Source organism: Dactylosporangium sp. CA-092794 (assembly GCF_050948465.1).
Classification (GTDB): domain Bacteria; phylum Actinomycetota; class Actinomycetes; order Mycobacteriales; family Micromonosporaceae; genus Dactylosporangium.
On sequence record NZ_CP192044.1, the window covers coordinates 4,558,531 to 4,574,862 of the forward strand.

The window sequence follows — 16,332 nt, forward strand, 5'->3', positions numbered from 1 at the left end:
GCGTGGTACGGGCGGCGACTTCGGCATGATCGCGGAGAGTTCCGGTCCCGGTGCCCCGGGCCGGCGAGCTGGTGGCCCACGGTGGCCCCGCCGGGCCGCGGCCATCATCGTCTCCGCGGTGCGGAGAGGCGCTGCGGGCGTTCGGCGGTGGTCAGGTCCGCCGGGCTGAGCATGGCGAGCTTGTCGGCGTCGGCCGTGCCGGGCGGCCGGGGCGGTGAATATCACGACCCGCAGGTCGTCGCCGTGGACGCTGACCGACGACATGGGCAAACTCGCCGGGTGGGCGGCCGGCACCTTCCGGGACCGGTGCGAGCGCGACGCCGCCGTCGAGGTCGGCGGGCGGCGGCTGCGGCCGGGGCGGCGGGTGTTGCCGCTGACGCACACGGCGAACGAGGCGCACGGCGGGTTCGACCTCGACCGGCCGGAGCCGGTCGGGCAGCGGCAGCTCCGGTTCGGTGCCGGCCGTCATTTCTGCCTCGGCGCGCCGGTCGGGCGGAGGTGGCCTGCCTGGTGGCGGCGCTGCTGAGGGCCGGAGGGCCGTGGCGGGTCGTCGAGCGGAGCGCTGATCCCGGCGTACCACCGGCTGATGATCGAACTGGTCTGAGCGGGCCGCGGCCGTCAGAGGCGCAGCTGGGCGATGAAGGCCGCCGCGGCCTCCTTGTCATCGCGCGGCTCCGGCGCGAAGTGCGCGATGAACGCGTGCTGGAAGCAGGCGCCGAGCACCAGGCCGGCCAGGGCCTCCGGGTCGGCGTCCGCGGCGATGCGGCCCAGCGCCTGCTCCGCCCGCAGGTAGGCGGCGAGGCCCTCGTTGGCCAGGTGCGGGCCCAGGCGCTGGGCGCGCAGCCGCTCGCGGTGCGCGGCGACGATCGCCGGGTCGGAGAAGATCGAGGCGAACATCGGGAACCCGTCCCGGTAGAAGGTGATGCAGACCGTCGCCAGCTCGGCGAGGATTTCGCGGACCGAACCGGTCCCGGCCCGGGCCGGCAGGGTCTGCAGCAGCGGGATGAACTGCGGCGCCCGCTCGTGCAGCACCGCGACCATCAGCTCCAGCTTGTCGCGGAAGTGCTTGTAGAGCGTCGCCTCGGAGAAGCCGGCCGCCCGCGCGATCTCCTTGGTGGTGACGTTGGCCAGGCCGCGCTCCCGCAGCACGCGCGCGGCCGCGTCGAGGATCACGTCACGCGTGGCCACGGCGGCCCTTCCGGAAGCTCGGCACGTGTGCCATTGTAGGGGTTAGTAAGTACTTACTAACGCTTGGGGGGACAGGGCCATGAAGCTCACCGTGTTCGGCGCGACCGGCGGCATCGGCCGGCAGCTCATCCGCCAGGGCCTGGACCGTGGCCACGAGATGACGGCGGTGACCCGCCGCCCGGCCGGCGACCTGGGCTGCGAGGTGGTGGTCGCCCCGCTCGACGACGCCGAGGCCCTGGCCGGAGCCGTCGCCGGCCGCGACGCCGTGCTGTCGGCGCTCGGCATCCGCGTGCCGGAGATGAGGGCGAGGCGGGCCAAGGACAAGGCCGCCCGCAGTACCGTCCAGGCCGACGGCGCCCGCGCCCAGGTCGCCGCCATGCAGGCCACCGGCGTCCGCCGCCTGATCACCGTCGACGCCTCCGGCCGGGTCGCGGACGAGGGCGACGGCCCGGTCATGCGCCTGATCGCCAAGCCCCTGGTGCAACGCGTGCTGCGCGAGGGCTTCGAGGACCTCGCCGCGGCCGAGGCGATCCTGCGCGCGAGCGACCTGGACTGGACCCTGATCGCCCCGCCCCGGCTGACCGACGGGCCGCACCGGGCGTACCGCACCGTCCTGGACATCAACGTGCGCGGCGGCCGCCTCCTGTCCCGCGCCGACGTCGCCGACGCCATGTTCCGCGCCCTGGAGGAGCCGACCTGGATCCACCGCCGGGTCAACATCGCCTACTGATGCGGTAGAAGGGAGGGGTTGGAAACCGATCAACCCCCGGGAGGGCCCATGTCGCTCGACGTCGTTGCGCTGCGGCGGGAGTTTCCGTCGCTTCGGTCCGGGATTGCGCACTTCGACGGGCCCGGTGGGACGCAGACGCCCGAGGTGGTGGCGGCGGCCGTCGCGGCGGTGCTGACCGGGCCGCTGTCCAACCGGGGGCGGGTGGTGGCGTCGGAGGTCAACGCCGACCGGGCCGTCGCCGCGTTCCGGCAGGCCTACGCCGACCTGCTCGGGGTGCCGGCCGGTGGGATCGTCCACGGGCGCAGCGCCACGCAGCTGACGTACGACTTCTCCCGGGCGCTGGCCAAGGACTGGCGGGTCGGGGACGAGGTGGTGGTCAGCCGGCTCGACCACGACGCGAACGTCCGGCCGTGGGTGCAGGCGGCGACCGCCAAGGGTGCGGAGGTCCGCTGGATCGACTTCGACCCGGCGACCTCGGAGCTCGACCTGGGCAGCGTCGAGGCGGTCATCACCCCGCGGACCCGGCTGGTGGCGATCACCGCCGCCTCCAACCTCATCGGCACCCGGCCGCCGGTGCGGGCCGTCGCCGACGTCGCGCACGCCGCCGGGGCGCTGGTGTACGTCGACGGCGTGCACTACGCCGCGCACCAGGCCGTCGACGTGCCCGCGCTCGGGGCCGACCTGTTCGTCTGCTCGCCGTACAAGTTCCTCGGGCCGCACTGCGGGGTGCTCGCCGCCGATCCGGGGCTGCTGGAGACGCTCCGGCCGGACAAGCTCGTCCCGTCCACCGACGCCGTGCCCGAGCGGTTCGAGCTGGGCACGTTGCCGTACGAGGTGATGGCCGGCGCCACGGCCGCCGTCGACTTCCTGGCCGGCCTCGCGCCCGGTGCCGGCGGCGACCGGCGGTCGCGGCTGCGCGCCGCCATGCACGCCGTCGACGAGCACGAGCGGCGCCTGCTGGGGATGCTCGAGGCCGGCCTGGCCGAGCTCGGCCCCGCCGTCGTGGTCCACTCGCGCGCCGCCGAGCGGACGCCGACGCTGCTGCTGACGCTGCCCGGGCGGGCGACCTGGGACGCGTACGAGTTCCTGGCCCGCCGCGACGTGCTGGCCCCGGCCGGCTCCTTCTACGCCTACGAGCCGTTCCGCCGCCTCGGCCTGGACGACCCGCACGGGCTGCGGCTGGGGCTGGCCCCCTACACCGACGACAGCGACGTCGCCCGCGTGCTCGACGGCCTCGCGGCGTTGCTCAAGACAGCGTCCGCGTGATGGCCCGCGCCGTCCGCTCGTCGGCGGCGACCAGGATGCGCAGCCGCAGCCACGGCTGATGGGCCGGGCGGGTCTGCGTGGCCAGCAGCGACAGCCGCCCGAGCCGGCGGTGCACGATGCGCTTGTGGGCCGGCTCCAGCACCTGGACGTGGTGCTCGTCCCACCAGGCCCGGAACGTCTCGCTGCGCCCGGTCAGCTCGTCGACCAGGGCCGCGTAGGCCGGGTCGTCGAGGTGCCGCGCGTACTCGGTACGGAAGTCCTGCAGGTTGGCCCGGGCGGTCGGCGCCCACGACTCGTGGCCGCGGTCCCACGAGCTGTCGAAGAACCACCGCAGCAGGTTGCGCTCCCGCGGCGGCCGGGTCAGCAGATCGCCCATGATCGGCGGCTGGGTCGCCGCCGAGCTCGCCCTGCTGGGCAGCCCCCGGGTCAGCGGGGCGGTGCTGGTCGACGCGGTCGGCATCGACGCGCCCGGCGAGCCGATCGCCGACATCTCCGGGCTCACCGCGGCGCAGCTGGCCGCCCTGACCTTCTACGAGCCCGAGCGCTTCCCGCCGGACCCGTCCCGGCCCGGCCCCGACCTGTCGGCGCTGGCCGCATACACCGGCATGACGATGGCCGACCCGACGCTGCGCGACCGGCTCGGCGGCCTCGACCTGCCCATCCACGTCATCTGGGGCGCCGCCGACGGCATCGCCGGCCCCGGCTACGGCCAGGCCTACGCCAAGGCCATCCCCGGCGCCCGCTTCTCGCTCATCCCCGTAGCCGGCCACCTGCCGCAGATCGAGGCGCCCGAGCAGCTGCTCGAGACCATCGGGAGCGCGACATGACCACCGACCTCACCGTGACCCGGATCGCGCACAGCTGCCCCATCACCTACGTCATCCAGGGCGGCGACCGCACCGTCTGGTTCGGCGGCGACACGCTGAAGATCCCCGAGCTGGACACGCTGCCGGACCGGTTCGGCCGCTTCGACCTGGCCCTGTTCCCGACCAACGGGCTGCGCATCCGCCCGCTGGGCGGCCGGCAGGTCGTCATGAGCGCGACCGAGGCGGCGGAGCTCGCCGCGACGCTGCGCCCCACGGTGGCGGTGCCGCACCACTACGCCTTCACCAGCGGCTGGCTCGGCAACCGGCAGATCACCCAGGGCGAGCGCGAGCCGCTGCGGTTCGCCGGCGCCGTCGCGGCGCTCGCCCCGGACACGATCGTCCGGGTCGTGCTCCCCGGCCAGCCGGTGCGCGTGCCGTGAGCGACTACCGGCCCGAGCTCCCCGGCGACCTCCCGCCCGGGGAGCGGCCGATGCTCGAGCACGTGCGCACGTTCTTCAGCGCGCTGGCCCGGTTCAGCACGGCGGACAGCGCCAAGGGCCTGGTCCAGCTGGTGGAGCTGCCCGTGCCCTGACCGCGACGATCACCCCGCGTCCCGCGGCCCTCACCCGGAGGCGCCACCCCACGGCGTGAGTTGAGTCACCAGCCGTTGGCTGATCTTGCCACGTGTGCAAGTTTGACCTGTGGTAAGCCGTCAGGTAACGGGGATGTTGCACGTCTGAAGCGGACGTCGCACGACGGTGAGGTGGTCGAATTGGGACGCGGGGGATCGGCACGAACAACACCCGTCGGCTGGGCGGCGCACCGGCGGGCGGTGGACACGCTGCGCGCCTCCTACGCCGCCATTCCGCCCGGCGACACCGTGCGGCTGGCGAAGAAGACCTCGAACCTGTTCCGGCCGCGCGCCGAGGTCCAGCACGGCCTCGACGTGAGCGGCCTGGCCGGGGTGATCGAGGTCGACCCGGCCGGGCGCACCGCCGAGGTGCAGGGCATGTGCACCTACGAGGACCTGGTCGACGCCACCCTGCCGCACGGGCTGATGCCGGCGGTGGTGCCGCAGCTGCGCACGATCACGCTGGGCGGCGCGGTCAGCGGCCTGGGCATCGAGGCCACCTCGTTCCGCCACGGGCTGCCGCACGAGTCGGTGCTGGAGATGGACATCCTCACCGGCGCCGGCGAGCTGCTCACCGTGCGCCCCGGCGACGACGAGCACGCCGAGCTCTTCTCGGCGTTCCCCAACTCGATGGGCAGCCTCGGCTACGCCGCCCGGCTGCGCATCGAGCTGATGCCGATCGGCGCCGCCGTGCAGCTGTCCAACGTGCGCTTCGACGACGTCGACGAGCTGCTCGGCGTCATCGGCGAGGTGATGAAGACCGGCGAGCACGACGGCCGGCCGGTCGACGTCATGGACGGCGTCGTGTTCCGCCCCGGCGAGTCCTACCTCGTGCTGGGCTCGTTCACCGACACGCCCGGCCCCACCAGCGACTACACCGGGCAGGACATCTACTACCAGTCGCTGCGCGCGAAGGCCACCGACCGGCTCAGCGCCTACGACTACCTCTGGCGGTGGGACACCGACTGGTTCTGGTGCTCCGCCGCGTTCGGCGCGCAGGTCCCCGCCGTGCGCCGGGTCTGGCCCAGGCGATATCGGCGCTCCGACGTGTACCACCGCATCGTCCGCCTCGAGAACCGCTACGGCGTCGCCGCCCGGGTCGGCCGCTGGCGGGGCCAGCCGGACAACGAGCGGGTCGTGCAGGACGTCGAGATGCCACTGGAGCGCACCGGCGACTTCCTGCGGTGGTTCGCCCGCGAGGTGCCGATGTCCCCGCTCTGGCTGTGCCCGCTGCGCCTGCGCGAGCGCGAGTGGCCCCTCTATCCGATGCATTTCGGTCAGGGGTACGTCAACGTCGGCTTCTGGGGCACCGTTCCGATCGCGGACGGCGCCGCCGACGGCGACGTCAACCGGGCCATCGAGGCCAAGGTCTTCGAGCTCGGCGGCCACAAATCCCTGTACTCCGACGCCTACTACGACCGGGAGACCTTCGACCGGCTCTACGGCGGCCCCGCCTACCAGGCCGCCAAGGACCGCTACGACCCCGATCACCGACTGACCGACCTCTACGACAAGGTTGTGGGGCGCAGATGACCAGCACCTACCGTTCCGGAAGCACGCACGGATCCGTTCCCGGCCGGCCCCGCCGACGGCCTCCCGTGCCCACCGTCGCCGACATCGTCAGCGCCGTGACCATCGGCGAGCCGAAGGTCCGCATCACCGCCTACGACGGCAGCGCGATCGGCCCCGAGGACGCCTCGATCGGGCTGCACGTCGCCTCCGAGCGTGGCCTGTCCTACGTGCTCACCGCCCCCGGCGATCTCGGCATGGCCCGCGCCTACGTGAGCGGCGAGCTCGAGGTGCGCGGCGTGCACCCCGGCGACCCCTACGAGGCCCTCAGGCAGCTCGGCACCGGCCTGCAGGTGCACCTGCCGTCCCCCGCCGAGGCGCTGCGGCTGGTCCGCGGCCTGGGCTGGGAGCGGCTGCGCCCGCCGCCGCCCCCGCCGCAGGAGGCCACCCCGGCGTGGCGGCGCACCCTGGCCGGCCTGGGCCTGCGCCACGCCCGCGGGCGCGACGCCGAGGCGATCCACCACCACTACGACGTGTCGAACCGGTTCTACGAGATGGTGCTCGGCCCGTCGATGACGTACACCTGCGCGGTCTTCCGCTCCGAGACCGACACTCTCGAACAGGCCCAGGCGAACAAATACGACCTGGTCGCCGGCAAGCTCGCCCTCAAGCCGGGCCAGCGGCTGCTCGACGTCGGCTGCGGCTGGGGCGGGATGGTGCGGCACGCGGCCCGCGAATACGGCGTGCGCGCCCTCGGCGTCACCCTGTCGAAGGAGCAGGCGGCCTGGGCCCAGGCGGCGATCGAGCGCGAGGGCCTCGGCCACCTCGCCGAGGTGCGCTACCTGGACTACCGCGACGCGCCGCTGGAGCACTTCGACGCGGTCAGCTCGATCGGCCTCACCGAGCACATCGGGGTCAGGAACTATCCGCGGTACTTCCAGGCGCTCCGCGATCGGCTCAAGCCCGGCGGCCGGCTGCTCAACCACTGCATCACCCGCCCCGACAACCGGGCCTCCCACAAGCCCGGCGCCTTCATCGACCGGTACGTCTTCCCCGACGGCGAGCTGGCCTCGCCCGGCCGGCTGGTCAGCGCCGTGCACGACGGCGCCTTCGAGGTGCAGCACGAGGAGAACCTGCGGCTGCACTACGCGCTCACCCTCACCGGGTGGAACCGCAACCTGGTCGAGAACTGGGACGCCTGCCTCGGCGAGGTCGGGATCGGCACCGCCCGGGTCTGGGGCCTGTACATGGCCGGCTCGCGGCTCGCCTTCGAGCGCAACGAGATCCAGCTGCACCAGATCCTGGCCACGAAGACCACCAAGGACGGCGTGTCGTCCTACCCGTTGCGGCCCGACTGGACCGCCTGATCCGGGTTCGTACCGGGCGCCGCCGGTTCCGGCCGGCGGCGCCCGGGCTGTCCGAATTGTTCCTCACGGCTTTCTCTCAGGGAGAATCCAGTTTCGCGGAAGCTCAGGTGTGCAATCTGGACACCATGAGTGACCAGGACCGCGCACCGCACGACCCCGAGGCACCCGCCGCCTCGGCGCACTCACCGTTCCCGCCGGCCGCACCGGAGCCCGCCGCGCCATCGCAGCCGTCGCCGACGGCGTCCTGGCCCCCGCCCGCGCAGCCCGCCCCGTCGTCCGCCCCGCCCGCCCCATCTGCGTCGGCCCAGTCCGCCGCTGCCTCGGCCCAGCCCGGCTCGGCTTCCGCGGGGCCCGGTTCCGGTTCGGCCTGGCCTGCCCCGTCGCCGGCTCAGCCCGCCTCTGCCCCGCCTCAGTCCGGCTCTTCGTCGGCCTGGCCTGCCCCGTCGTCGGCCCAGGCCGGCTCGGCTTCCGCGCAGCCCGGTTCCGCTTCGGCCTGGCCCGCGCCGTCGGCGGCCCAGCCCGGATCGGGGGGTTCATCCGGTTTCCAGGCCGGCTCGGGGCCTTCGTCCGGTTCGCCTGTCTGGCCTGGTTCGTCCGGGCCTTCCGGGTTTTCGGCCTGGCCGCCGCCGTCCGCTTCCGCGCCGGCTTCCGGCGCTCCGACCTCGGGCTTCCCGGCGTCCGGGGCGCCGGCTTCGGGCTATCCAGCCTCGGGCTACCCGGCTTCCGGGGTGCCGGCGACCGGTGTTCCCGGCTCGGGGGCGCCCGCCGGGTCGCCGTGGAGCCGGCCCGCCACGAACGGTCACTCGCTCGGCGGTGCGGGGAACTCGGCGACGCAGCAGCTCGGCACGGTCGGGACCAGCACCGCCTCGTTCCCCACGACGCCGTTGTCGGCGCAGGGTTCGTACCCCCAAACCGGAAATGTCGGTTATGGACAGCCCGGTCTGCCTTATGGCGCCGTTGGGGGACCCGGCTACCCGCCGCCTCCTGGCCAGCCGGGCTACGGGCAACCGGGCTACGGCCAGCCGGGGAACCGTCCGGGACGCGGCGGGCGGGTCGCGCTCATCGCCGTGTTCGCGATCGTTCTCGCCGTCGTCTCCGCCTTCGGCGGCGGCCTGGTCGCCACCCAGCTCGCCGACGACCGCCCGGCCGCCGCGCCGACCGTCGTCACCCGCGACCCCGCCCCGAACCTGGACCGCTCCTCCGTCGGCGCGGTGGCCGACAAGGTGCTGCCCAGCGTCGTGGACATCAGCACCGGTGAGGCCGAGGGCTCCGGCGTGATCATGACCGCCGACGGCCAGGTCGTCACCAACAACCACGTCGTGGAGGGCGCCCGCCAGCTCACCGTCACGTTCAGCACCGGCAAGACCGCCCCGGCCACGGTCGTCGGCACCGACCCGGCCGGCGACATCGCGGTGATCAAGGTGCAGGGCGTGTCCGGCCTGACCCCGGCGAAGTTCGGCGACAGCGACGCGCTGCGCGTCGGCGACACCGTGCTCGCCGTCGGCAGCCCGCTCGGCCTGCAGGGCTCGGTGACCGCGGGCATCGTGAGCGCGCTGCACCGCACGATCTCCGGCGAGCAGGGCGGCAAGTCGATCGCCGACGCCATCCAGACCGACGCCGCGATCAACCCGGGCAACTCCGGCGGCGCCCTGGTCAACCTCAACGGCGAGGTGGTCGGGATCAACACCGCGATCGCCACCGCCGGCCAGAACAGCAACGGCAACATCGGCGTCGGCTTCGCCATCTCCGCCAACCGCGCCCGCTCCTCCGCCGACCAGCTGGCCAAGGGCGGCAAGGTCAGCCACCCGTACCTCGGCGTGCAGCTCACCGACGGCACCAACGGCGCCCTGATCGGCGGCGTGGTCGCCGGCGGCCCGGCCGACAAGGCGGGCCTGAAGACCGGCGACACCGTGACGAAGTTCGGCTCGTCCACCATCACCGACGCGACCTCGCTGATCAACGCGGTCCAGGCCGCCAAGGCGGGCGACCAGGTGCCGGTCACCATCGACCGCAACGGCAGCACCCAGTCCATCACGGTGACCCTGGGCGAGACCCCGTAACCAAGCTCGATTCCCCTCTCGCAGCAGCGGCCCGCGTTCGCCACACGCGGGCCGCTGCGCCGTCTTGGGGCCCGTTCCGATCTCGCCCGGTGCTCCATGATCCACACGTGGTTGACCTGCTGATTCGTGACGAGACGGCGGCCGGGCGGGCGCCGGGCGGCTGGGTGGTGCCCGGCCTGCCGGACACGATCACCGCCCCGGGAACCGGCACCGCTGGCCGCCTTGCCCGCCGGCGACCAAGCGGTGCCCGGCCGCCGCGTCCCAACGCCCCGGGTCGGGCACGATCGGCGATCACGTCCTGCACGTCGGGCGGCTGCACGCCGCGGGTCCCGGCGCAGGGACCGGAAGTCTCCGTGATCTGTGCAGCCCGGCATCGACACCAACGGTTTTTCATGATCACGGAGCGCTGATGTACCCCCGTGTACCGCAAGTCTCCGGGATCATGGCAAACCCGTGGTGCGGTCAGCGCGGGCGTCATGATCACGGAGACATACGTCCGGCCCGGCCGCGCGGATCGGCGGTTGCGCCCGCCGGGTGCGACATCCGCACCGGTCGGCCGCGCCGCCCCGGGTCGGCGTCGATGATCGCTTGTGCGCCGCGACACCATCACCGACCCGGTTATCGTCCGTCCCTAGCCGGGGCGGTGGCGGCGCCACTCCTCGTAGGCGGCGACGGCGGTCGGCAAGGTGGGATAGAAGCGGTCGGCGCCGACCGAGGCGGTGAGGCCGAACGCGTCGAGCTGGTCCTGCAGGTCGCGTTTGACGCGGGCCAGCGCGAACACGACCCCGCGCCGGGCCAGCTCGGCGCGGACGCCGTCGAGCGCCTCCAGCGCGGTGATGTCGACCTCGACGTTGGCCTCCATGTTGAGCAGGAACCAGTCGATCGGGGCGCGCGAGGCCGCGGCGAGCGCCCGGCGCCGGAAGTCCTCGGCGTTGGCGAAGAACAAGGGGGAGTCGTACCGGTACACCAGCAGACCGGGAATGGTCTTCGCCTGCGGGTAATCGTCGATGTCGTGCATGCCGGCCAGATCCGGCACCAGACCCTCGATCGCGTCGTGCGGCCGGGCGACCCGGCGCAGCAGGTCGGCCACGGACAGCCCGATGGCCAGCAGCACCCCGTAGAGGATGTCGAGCACCAGCACGCCGGCGAACGTCGCCAGGGCGAGCAGCAGCTCGCTGCGCCGGAACGCGGCCAGGCGCCGGAACCCCGCGACGTCGATCAGTTGTACCGCGGCGTAGACCACGAGCGCGCCGAGTGCCGCGACCGGGAACAGCTCGAGCAGCGGCCCGGCGAACAGCAGCACGCCGACCACGGCCACCAGCGAGACCAGCGAGGACAGCTGGGTGCGCCCGCCCGCGGCGAAGCCGATCGCGGTCCGGCTGCCGCTGCTGCTGATCGGGAAGCCCCGCAGGGCGCCGGTGGCCACGTTCGACACGCCGAGGGCGAGCAGCTCCTGGTTGACGTCGATGCGGTAGCCGCCGCGCGCGGCGAAGGAGCGCGCGGTGAGCACGGTGTCGGTGTACCCGACGACCATCAGCCCGATCGCCGGTAGCACCAGCCGGGTGAGGTCACCGGCTCCCGGCAGCGACGGCACGGGCAGCCCTTGCGGGATCGGCCCGACGACCGCGATGCCGTGCCCGCGCAGCCCGAACACGGCCACCGCCACGGTGGCCAGCAGCACGGCGAGCAGCGGCCCCGGCAGGTGCGGCAGCCGCCAGCGGGCCAGGAACAGCAGGGCCAGCACCACCAGCGAGAACACCAGCGTCGCCGGCCGCAGCCGGTCGAGCTGCCGCACGGCGGACAGCAGCTGCTCGACGAGCGTGTCGCCGGCCACCGGTATCCCGGTCACCTTGCCCAGCTGGCTGACGATCATGATCACCGCGACCCCGGCCAGGTACCCCACCAGGATCGGCTTCGACAGCAGGTCGGCCAGGAAGCCCAGCCGGGCGGCGTACGCGACCAGGCAGAGCACCCCGACGACCACGGCCAGCGCGGCGGCCAGCGCCGCGTAGCGGCCCGGGTTGCCGGCCGCGAGCGGGCCGACCACGGTGGCGGTCATCAGCGCGGTGGTCGACTCCGGCCCTACGGACAGGTGCCGCGAGGTGCCGAGCAGGGCATACGCGGCGAGCGGTGCGAGCATCGCCCACAGCCCCGCCACCGGCGGCAGGCCGGCGAGGGTCGAGTACGCCATCACCTGCGGCACCAGGTAGGCGGCCACGGTGAGCCCGGCCAGCGCGTCCCCGCGCAGCCAGGACTTCCGGTAGCCGCGGAACGCCGCGACGCCCGGCAACACCCGTCCCGCTCTGCTCATCAACCCACGATAGGGACCCCCTCGATGCCGGCGGGGCACGTGGAGCGGTCTGTGCTGCGCGGGGTGAGGTTCATCGCAGGGCCGTCCCGGGGGCGTGGTCCAGCAGCGGCAGTTCGTCGCGGGTGGGCAGGCCCTCCCAGTCGCCGCGGGTGGCCACCGCGAACGCGGCGGTGGTCACCGCGCGGTCCAGCCGGCCGCCCTGGTCGAGCCCGTCGAGCAGGCCGGAGAGCAGCCCGGCGACGAACGCGTCTCCGGCACCGACCGTGTCGACGACCGCCACCCGGCGGGCCGGGCGGTGCACGGCGCCGGTGGCGGTGTGACTGGTGGCGCCGTCCGCGCCGTGCTTGACCACGACCTCGCGGATCCCGGCCGCGAGCAGCGCCGGCACGTCCCCGACGAGCGCCACCTCGTCGTCGGACGCGACGAGCACGTCGACGCCGGCGAGCAGCGGCCGCAGGGCGGCGGTCGCGGCGGCGTCGGACCACAGCCGCCGTCGGTGGTTCACGTCGAGACACACCGTGGCGCCCGCGGCCCGGCCACGCCGGACCGCGGTGCGCACCGCCTCCGCCGGCCCGGCACCGAGCGCGCAGGTGATCCCGGTGACGTGCACGATCCGCGGCCCGCCCGCCTCGAACGCGGCGTCGGCGTCGGCGGCGGTCAGGGCCGAGCCCGCCGAGCCGGTGCGGTGGTAGGTGACCCGGTCGAGGCCGGGCAGCCGCGGCTCGAACAGGATCAGCCCGGTCGGCCGGTCACCGTCGACCCGGGACCAGGTCAGGTCGACCCCCTCGGCCAGCAGCGTGCGGCGAACCAGCGCGCCCGGCTCGTCGGCCCCGGTGACCCCGGCCCAGGCGACGCGGTGACCGAGCCGGGCCAGCCCGATCGCGACCGTGGACTCGGCGCCCGCCACCGACAGCCGCGCGGTCCCGCCGAGGCGGATCGCCCCATCCATCCGGAACGCCGCCATCGCCTCCCCGAGCGTGAGCGCGTCGACGGTCACGGCGCCGCCACCGCGGGCCCGGCACCGGCACCCACGCCGGCGCCGATGCCGATGCCGGCACCGGTCCTCGGGCCGTCGTCGGTGCAGATCGCGGCGATCGTCGTCATGGTGTTGCCACCGCGGCGAGGAAGGTGGTGGCCCGGTCGCGCAGGGCGGTCCGGGAGCCGCCGCGGAGGGCGTCACCGAGCAGCGGGGAGCCGACGCCGACGGCGACCGCGCCGCGGCGGAGATACTCGGTGGCCGCCGCCGCGTCGACGCCGCCGACCGGGACGAAGGGCGTGCCGGGGAACGGGTCGCGCAGCGCCGACAGGTATGCGGGGCCGCCCAGCGACGCCGGGAACAGCTTGATCGCGGCCGCCCCGGCGGCGCCGGCCTGGTAGACCTCGGTGGGGGTCAGCGCGCCGGCGAGGACGGGCGCCCCGGCCCCGATCACGCCGGGCGCGAGCGCGGGGGTCACCAGGAAGGCGGCCCCGGCGTCGGTGGCGGCGCGCGCGTCGGCCGGGGACAGGACCGTGCCGGCGCCGAGACCGAACCCGGGGCCGAGCTCGGCCCGGGCCCGCCGGATGACGCCGAGGGCGTCGGCGCCGGTCAGCGAGACCTCGATGAGCGCCACACCGGCGGCGGCCAGGGTCAGCACGGCGGTCAGCGCCGCGTCGGGGTCGGGGCCGCGCAGGATCGCCAGGAGGCGGTGGGTGCGCAGCTCGGCGAGCAGGTCCAACGGTGTCACCTCGCGCGTTCGGCGGTCAGGGTGAGCCGCCAGGCGACCGCGCCGCCGGCGGGGACGACGGCGACGGGCGCGTCCTCGGCCACGTCGAAGGCGGCGCCGAGCATCGGTTCGACGCCGATGCTGCGATACGGCTCCGGGGCGGGCCAGCCGCGCAGGTTGCGCCACAGCGCCGTCGAGAGCGGCTGGCCGTCGCACTCGAGGGCGAACGTCAGCCGGTCGGCGCCGTCGACCACGGTGCTGCGCGCGCAGCCGACCAGGATCGCGCCGACCGCCGTGCCGTCGTCGGGGCCGAGGCGGTCGAGCGGGGTCCCGGCCGGCGCCGGCCAGGGGCCTTCGGCGGGCGGGTCGGGGTCGGGGCGGTCGAGCGGGATCCCGGCCGGCGCCGGCCAGGGGCCGTCGGCGGGCGGGTCGGCGTCGGGGTAGACGCGGGTGCGGGTGCCGGCCGGCGCGTCGAGGCGGGCGGCGGGGGAGAGGTCGAGCAGGGCGTGGGCGGCCCATACGAACCGGAAGCCGGCCGGGGCGGAGAGCCGGTAGTCGGCGACGACGGCACCGGCGCGGTGCTCGATGTGCCGCCGCAGCACGAACCCCGGGGTCTCCACGACGAGCGCGGCCGGGTCGCCGTGGTCGGGGGTGTCCGGGCGCCAGGGGCGGGACCAGACGGCGCCGTGGTCGGGTCTGCCGCGCACGGTGGGCAGGCACTCCTCGAGGCCGCCCGCGTCGACGAACGGATCGCCGGGGCGGACGGTGTGGCGGCCGGGGGCGGGGCGGTGCCACAGCCACTCGCGGCCGCCGCCGGAGAGTGAGGTCCAGCGGCCGCCGTGGCCGGCGTCCCAGCGGGCGGTCAGCGGCACGGTCACCATTCGGCGAACGACCCGTCGGCGTGCTGCCAGATCGGATTGCGCCACGCGTGCGGGGTGCGGGCGGCGGCGCGGACCGCGGCCTCGTCGACGGTGATGCCCAGGCCGGGGCGGTCGAGGCGGGCGATGTGCCCGTCGGTGAAGCGCAGCGGCTCCGGGTCGACCAGGTAGTCGAGCAGGTCCGAGCTGCCCCGGTGGTAGTGGATGCCGATGCTCTGCTCCTGGATGAGGAAGTTGGGGGTCGCGAGCGCCACCTGCAGGCTGGCGGCGAGGGCGATCGGGCCGAGCGGGCAGTGCGGGGCCAGGACGGCGCCGTAGGTCTCGGCCAGGGCCGCGATCCGGCGCACCTCCGAGATGCCGCCGGCGTGGGAGAGGTCGGGCTGCACGACCGCGATCCCGGCCTGCAGCGGGGCGAGGAACTCGGCCCGGCCGTAGAGCCGCTCGCCGGTGGCGACCGGCACCGGCGAGCAGGTGACGATGTCGTGCAGGTGGTGGACCTGGTCGGGCAGGACCGGCTCCTCGACGAAGAACGGCCGGAGCGGGGCGAGCTCGGGCAGGATGCGGCGCACGGCGGCGGCGCCGGCCCGGCCGTGGAAGTCCAGGGCGATGTCCCGCTCGTCGCCCAGCGCCGTGCGGGCGGCGGCGACCCGCTTGACGATCGCGTCGATCTCGGCGGCGGTCGGGATCGCGGTGAGCCGGCCGGACGCGTTCATCTTGACGCCGGTGAGGCCGGCCGCGGCCTGCGCCGCCGCGGCCTCGGCGATCTCGGCGGGCTCGTCACCGCCGATCCAGGAATAGACCCGGACCCGGTCGCGCACCGGGCCGCCGAGCAGCGCGTGGACGGGCGCGCCGTAAGCCTGGCCGGCGATGTCCCACAGTGCCTGGTCGAGCCCGGCGACGGCGCTGGAGAGCACCGGGCCGCCGCGGTAGAAGCCGCCCTTGGTGAGCACCTGCCAGTGCTGCTCGATGCGCAGCGGATCCTGCCCGAGGAGATACTCGGCGAGCACCTCCACGGCGCTGCGCACCACCTCGGCGCGGCCCTCGACGACGGGCTCGCCCCAGCCGACGACGCCGTCGTCGGTCTCCACGCGGCAGAACAGCCAGCGGGGCGGGACGAGGAACGTCTCGATGCGCTCGATCTTCACCGGTGGTCCTTCGGTGCGCGGAGCTTCTCGACGTCACGGACGGCCTTGGCGAGCAGGTCGCGCATCGCGGACTCGGCCGCGGACTCGTTGCGGGACCGGATCGCGTCGACCACGGCACGGTGGCTGGGCACGGGGTCGTCGTGGGCGCCGCCGTGCACGAGGCGGTCGCGCTCGGCGAGGCCGGTCTCCATCACGACCTCCATGCGCACCAGCAGCTCGTTGTGGGTGGCCGACAGTAGCGCCCGGTGGAAGATGAGGTCGGCGGCGACGGCGTCGGCCGGGTGGCCGTGCGCGTCGATCATGGCTTTCAGCGCCTCCTCCAGGGCGCTGAAGTCCTCGTCGACGGCCCGGGACGCGGCCAGCCGGGCGGCGGCCGGCTCGATGATGCTGCGGACCTCGTGCAGCTTGTCCAGCAGTCGCGGATCGGCGCCCAGCTCGAACTGCCAGCGGATCACGTCGGCGTCGAGCAGGTGCCAGTCGGCCCGGGGCCGCACGAAGGTGCCGCGCTTCTGCCGGGCGTCGACGATGCCCTTGGCCGAGAGCACCTTGAGCGCCTCGCGCAGCGCGGTGAGGCTGACGTCGAGCTCCTCCTGCAGCGCCGTGAGGTTGAGCGTCTCGCCCTCGGCGATCTCGCCGGCCAGGATCCGGCGGGCGATCACCTCGACGGTCTGGCCGTGCACGCCGCGGCCCGCGTAGTTTGCCAAAGCTCCTCGCACCCTCTCGCTCGTCGTTGCCGAT

Annotated in this window: 18 protein-coding genes; 10 read left to right on the forward strand and 8 right to left on the reverse strand. The window is 74.6% G+C overall.

Annotated elements, in window-relative coordinates:
• The first annotated feature begins 214 nt into the window (after window positions 1-214).
• Window positions 215-526: a hypothetical protein gene (locus ACQPXD_RS19660; protein WP_432840471.1), complete on the forward strand. Its 312-nt coding sequence runs from the start codon at window positions 215-217 to the stop codon at window positions 524-526.
• Between the two features lie 92 nt (window positions 527-618).
• Here ACQPXD_RS19660 and ACQPXD_RS19665 read toward each other — a convergent pair whose 3' ends face one another.
• Complete coding sequence (locus ACQPXD_RS19665) at window positions 619-1,188, reverse strand: TetR/AcrR family transcriptional regulator (RefSeq protein WP_432840473.1); 570 nt, start codon at window positions 1,186-1,188, stop codon at window positions 619-621.
• A gap of 79 nt (window positions 1,189-1,267) precedes the next feature.
• Between ACQPXD_RS19665 and ACQPXD_RS19670 the strand changes: the two genes are divergently transcribed.
• Both ACQPXD_RS19670 and ACQPXD_RS19675 read left to right on the forward strand, forming a co-directional pair.
• Window positions 1,268-1,918, forward strand: coding sequence for an NAD(P)-dependent oxidoreductase (locus ACQPXD_RS19670; protein ID WP_432840475.1), 651 nt, complete (start codon window positions 1,268-1,270; stop codon window positions 1,916-1,918).
• Window positions 1,919-1,966: 48 nt separating this feature from the next.
• On the forward strand, window positions 1,967-3,184 hold the full coding sequence (locus ACQPXD_RS19675) for a cysteine desulfurase-like protein (protein WP_432840477.1): 1,218 nt from the start codon (window positions 1,967-1,969) through the stop codon (window positions 3,182-3,184).
• Here ACQPXD_RS19675 and ACQPXD_RS19680 read toward each other — a convergent pair.
• Window positions 3,165-3,560, reverse strand: a complete 396-nt coding sequence (locus ACQPXD_RS19680; RefSeq protein WP_432840479.1) for a hypothetical protein — start codon at window positions 3,558-3,560, stop codon at window positions 3,165-3,167. The two genes, ACQPXD_RS19675 and ACQPXD_RS19680, sit on opposite strands and share 20 nt — an antisense overlap.
• Between ACQPXD_RS19680 and ACQPXD_RS19685 the strand changes: the two genes are divergently transcribed.
• From ACQPXD_RS19685 to ACQPXD_RS19715, 7 genes are all read left to right on the forward strand, one after another.
• Window positions 3,559-4,011, forward strand: coding sequence for an alpha/beta fold hydrolase (locus ACQPXD_RS19685; protein WP_432840481.1), 453 nt, complete (start codon window positions 3,559-3,561; stop codon window positions 4,009-4,011). The genes ACQPXD_RS19680 and ACQPXD_RS19685 overlap by 2 nt on opposite strands.
• Window positions 4,008-4,430 carry an MBL fold metallo-hydrolase gene (locus ACQPXD_RS19690; protein WP_432840483.1) on the forward strand — a complete coding sequence of 141 codons (423 nt, stop codon included), beginning with the start codon at window positions 4,008-4,010 and terminating at the stop codon, window positions 4,428-4,430. The genes ACQPXD_RS19685 and ACQPXD_RS19690 overlap by 4 nt, the downstream gene beginning before the upstream one ends.
• Entirely contained in the window at window positions 4,427-4,582 is a 156-nt protein-coding gene (locus ACQPXD_RS19695) for a hypothetical protein (RefSeq protein ID WP_432840485.1), read from the forward strand. The genes ACQPXD_RS19690 and ACQPXD_RS19695 overlap by 4 nt, the downstream gene beginning before the upstream one ends.
• 240 nt (window positions 4,583-4,822) lie before the next feature.
• Window positions 4,823-6,154 (forward strand): FAD-binding oxidoreductase, encoded by a 1,332-nt coding sequence (locus ACQPXD_RS19700; RefSeq protein WP_432840487.1) that lies wholly within the window; start codon window positions 4,823-4,825, stop codon window positions 6,152-6,154.
• Window positions 6,151-7,497, forward strand: a complete 1,347-nt coding sequence (locus ACQPXD_RS19705) for a class I SAM-dependent methyltransferase (protein ID WP_432840489.1) — start codon at window positions 6,151-6,153, stop codon at window positions 7,495-7,497. Before ACQPXD_RS19700 ends, ACQPXD_RS19705 begins: the two co-directional genes overlap by 4 nt.
• Window positions 7,498-8,564: 1,067 nt before the next feature.
• A complete protein-coding gene (locus ACQPXD_RS19710) occupies window positions 8,565-9,557 on the forward strand; it encodes a S1C family serine protease (protein ID WP_432840491.1) in 993 nt (330 codons plus the stop codon).
• 107 nt (window positions 9,558-9,664) lie between these two features.
• A complete protein-coding gene (locus ACQPXD_RS19715) occupies window positions 9,665-9,967 on the forward strand; it encodes a hypothetical protein (RefSeq protein WP_432840493.1) in 303 nt (100 codons plus the stop codon).
• Window positions 9,968-10,188: 221 nt separating this feature from the next.
• Here the strand turns inward: ACQPXD_RS19715 and ACQPXD_RS19720 are convergent, their stop codons facing one another.
• The 6 genes from ACQPXD_RS19720 to ACQPXD_RS19745 form a co-directional block, all read right to left on the reverse strand.
• Window positions 10,189-11,868 (reverse strand): SulP family inorganic anion transporter, encoded by a 1,680-nt coding sequence (locus ACQPXD_RS19720; RefSeq protein ID WP_432840495.1) that lies wholly within the window; start codon window positions 11,866-11,868, stop codon window positions 10,189-10,191.
• 70 nt (window positions 11,869-11,938) lie between these two features.
• Window positions 11,939-12,865: a sugar kinase gene (locus ACQPXD_RS19725; RefSeq protein ID WP_432840497.1), complete on the reverse strand. Its 927-nt coding sequence runs from the start codon at window positions 12,863-12,865 to the stop codon at window positions 11,939-11,941.
• A gap of 103 nt (window positions 12,866-12,968) precedes the next feature.
• Window positions 12,969-13,592, reverse strand: a complete 624-nt coding sequence (locus ACQPXD_RS19730) for a bifunctional 4-hydroxy-2-oxoglutarate aldolase/2-dehydro-3-deoxy-phosphogluconate aldolase (protein WP_432840499.1) — start codon at window positions 13,590-13,592, stop codon at window positions 12,969-12,971.
• On the reverse strand, window positions 13,589-14,452 hold the full coding sequence (locus ACQPXD_RS19735) for a hypothetical protein (protein WP_432840501.1): 864 nt from the start codon (window positions 14,450-14,452) through the stop codon (window positions 13,589-13,591). Before ACQPXD_RS19735 ends, ACQPXD_RS19730 begins: the two co-directional genes overlap by 4 nt.
• Complete coding sequence (dgoD, locus tag ACQPXD_RS19740) at window positions 14,446-15,594, reverse strand: galactonate dehydratase (protein WP_432840503.1); 1,149 nt, start codon at window positions 15,592-15,594, stop codon at window positions 14,446-14,448. The genes ACQPXD_RS19735 and dgoD overlap by 7 nt, the downstream gene beginning before the upstream one ends.
• Window positions 15,591-16,298 (reverse strand): FadR/GntR family transcriptional regulator, encoded by a 708-nt coding sequence (locus ACQPXD_RS19745; protein WP_432840505.1) that lies wholly within the window; start codon window positions 16,296-16,298, stop codon window positions 15,591-15,593. Before ACQPXD_RS19745 ends, dgoD begins: the two co-directional genes overlap by 4 nt.
• Window positions 16,299-16,332: the final 34 nt, after the last annotated feature.

Excerpts from the sequence above, each read along its gene's own strand:
- ACQPXD_RS19670 (WP_432840475.1), top strand. The coding sequence starts at position 1,268 with ATGAAGCTCACCGTGTTCGGCGCGACCGGCGGCATCGGCCGGCAGCTC.
- ACQPXD_RS19675 (WP_432840477.1), top strand. The coding sequence starts at position 1,967 with ATGTCGCTCGACGTCGTTGCGCTGCGGCGGGAGTTTCCGTCGCTTCGG.
- ACQPXD_RS19685 (WP_432840481.1), top strand. The coding sequence starts at position 3,559 with ATGATCGGCGGCTGGGTCGCCGCCGAGCTCGCCCTGCTGGGCAGCCCC.
- ACQPXD_RS19680 (WP_432840479.1), bottom strand. The coding sequence starts at position 3,560 with ATGGGCGATCTGCTGACCCGGCCGCCGCGGGAGCGCAACCTGCTGCGG.
- ACQPXD_RS19690 (WP_432840483.1), top strand. The coding sequence starts at position 4,008 with ATGACCACCGACCTCACCGTGACCCGGATCGCGCACAGCTGCCCCATC.
- ACQPXD_RS19705 (WP_432840489.1), top strand. The coding sequence starts at position 6,151 with ATGACCAGCACCTACCGTTCCGGAAGCACGCACGGATCCGTTCCCGGC.
- ACQPXD_RS19720 (WP_432840495.1), bottom strand. The coding sequence starts at position 11,868 with ATGAGCAGAGCGGGACGGGTGTTGCCGGGCGTCGCGGCGTTCCGCGGC.
- ACQPXD_RS19735 (WP_432840501.1), bottom strand. The coding sequence starts at position 14,452 with ATGGTGACCGTGCCGCTGACCGCCCGCTGGGACGCCGGCCACGGCGGC.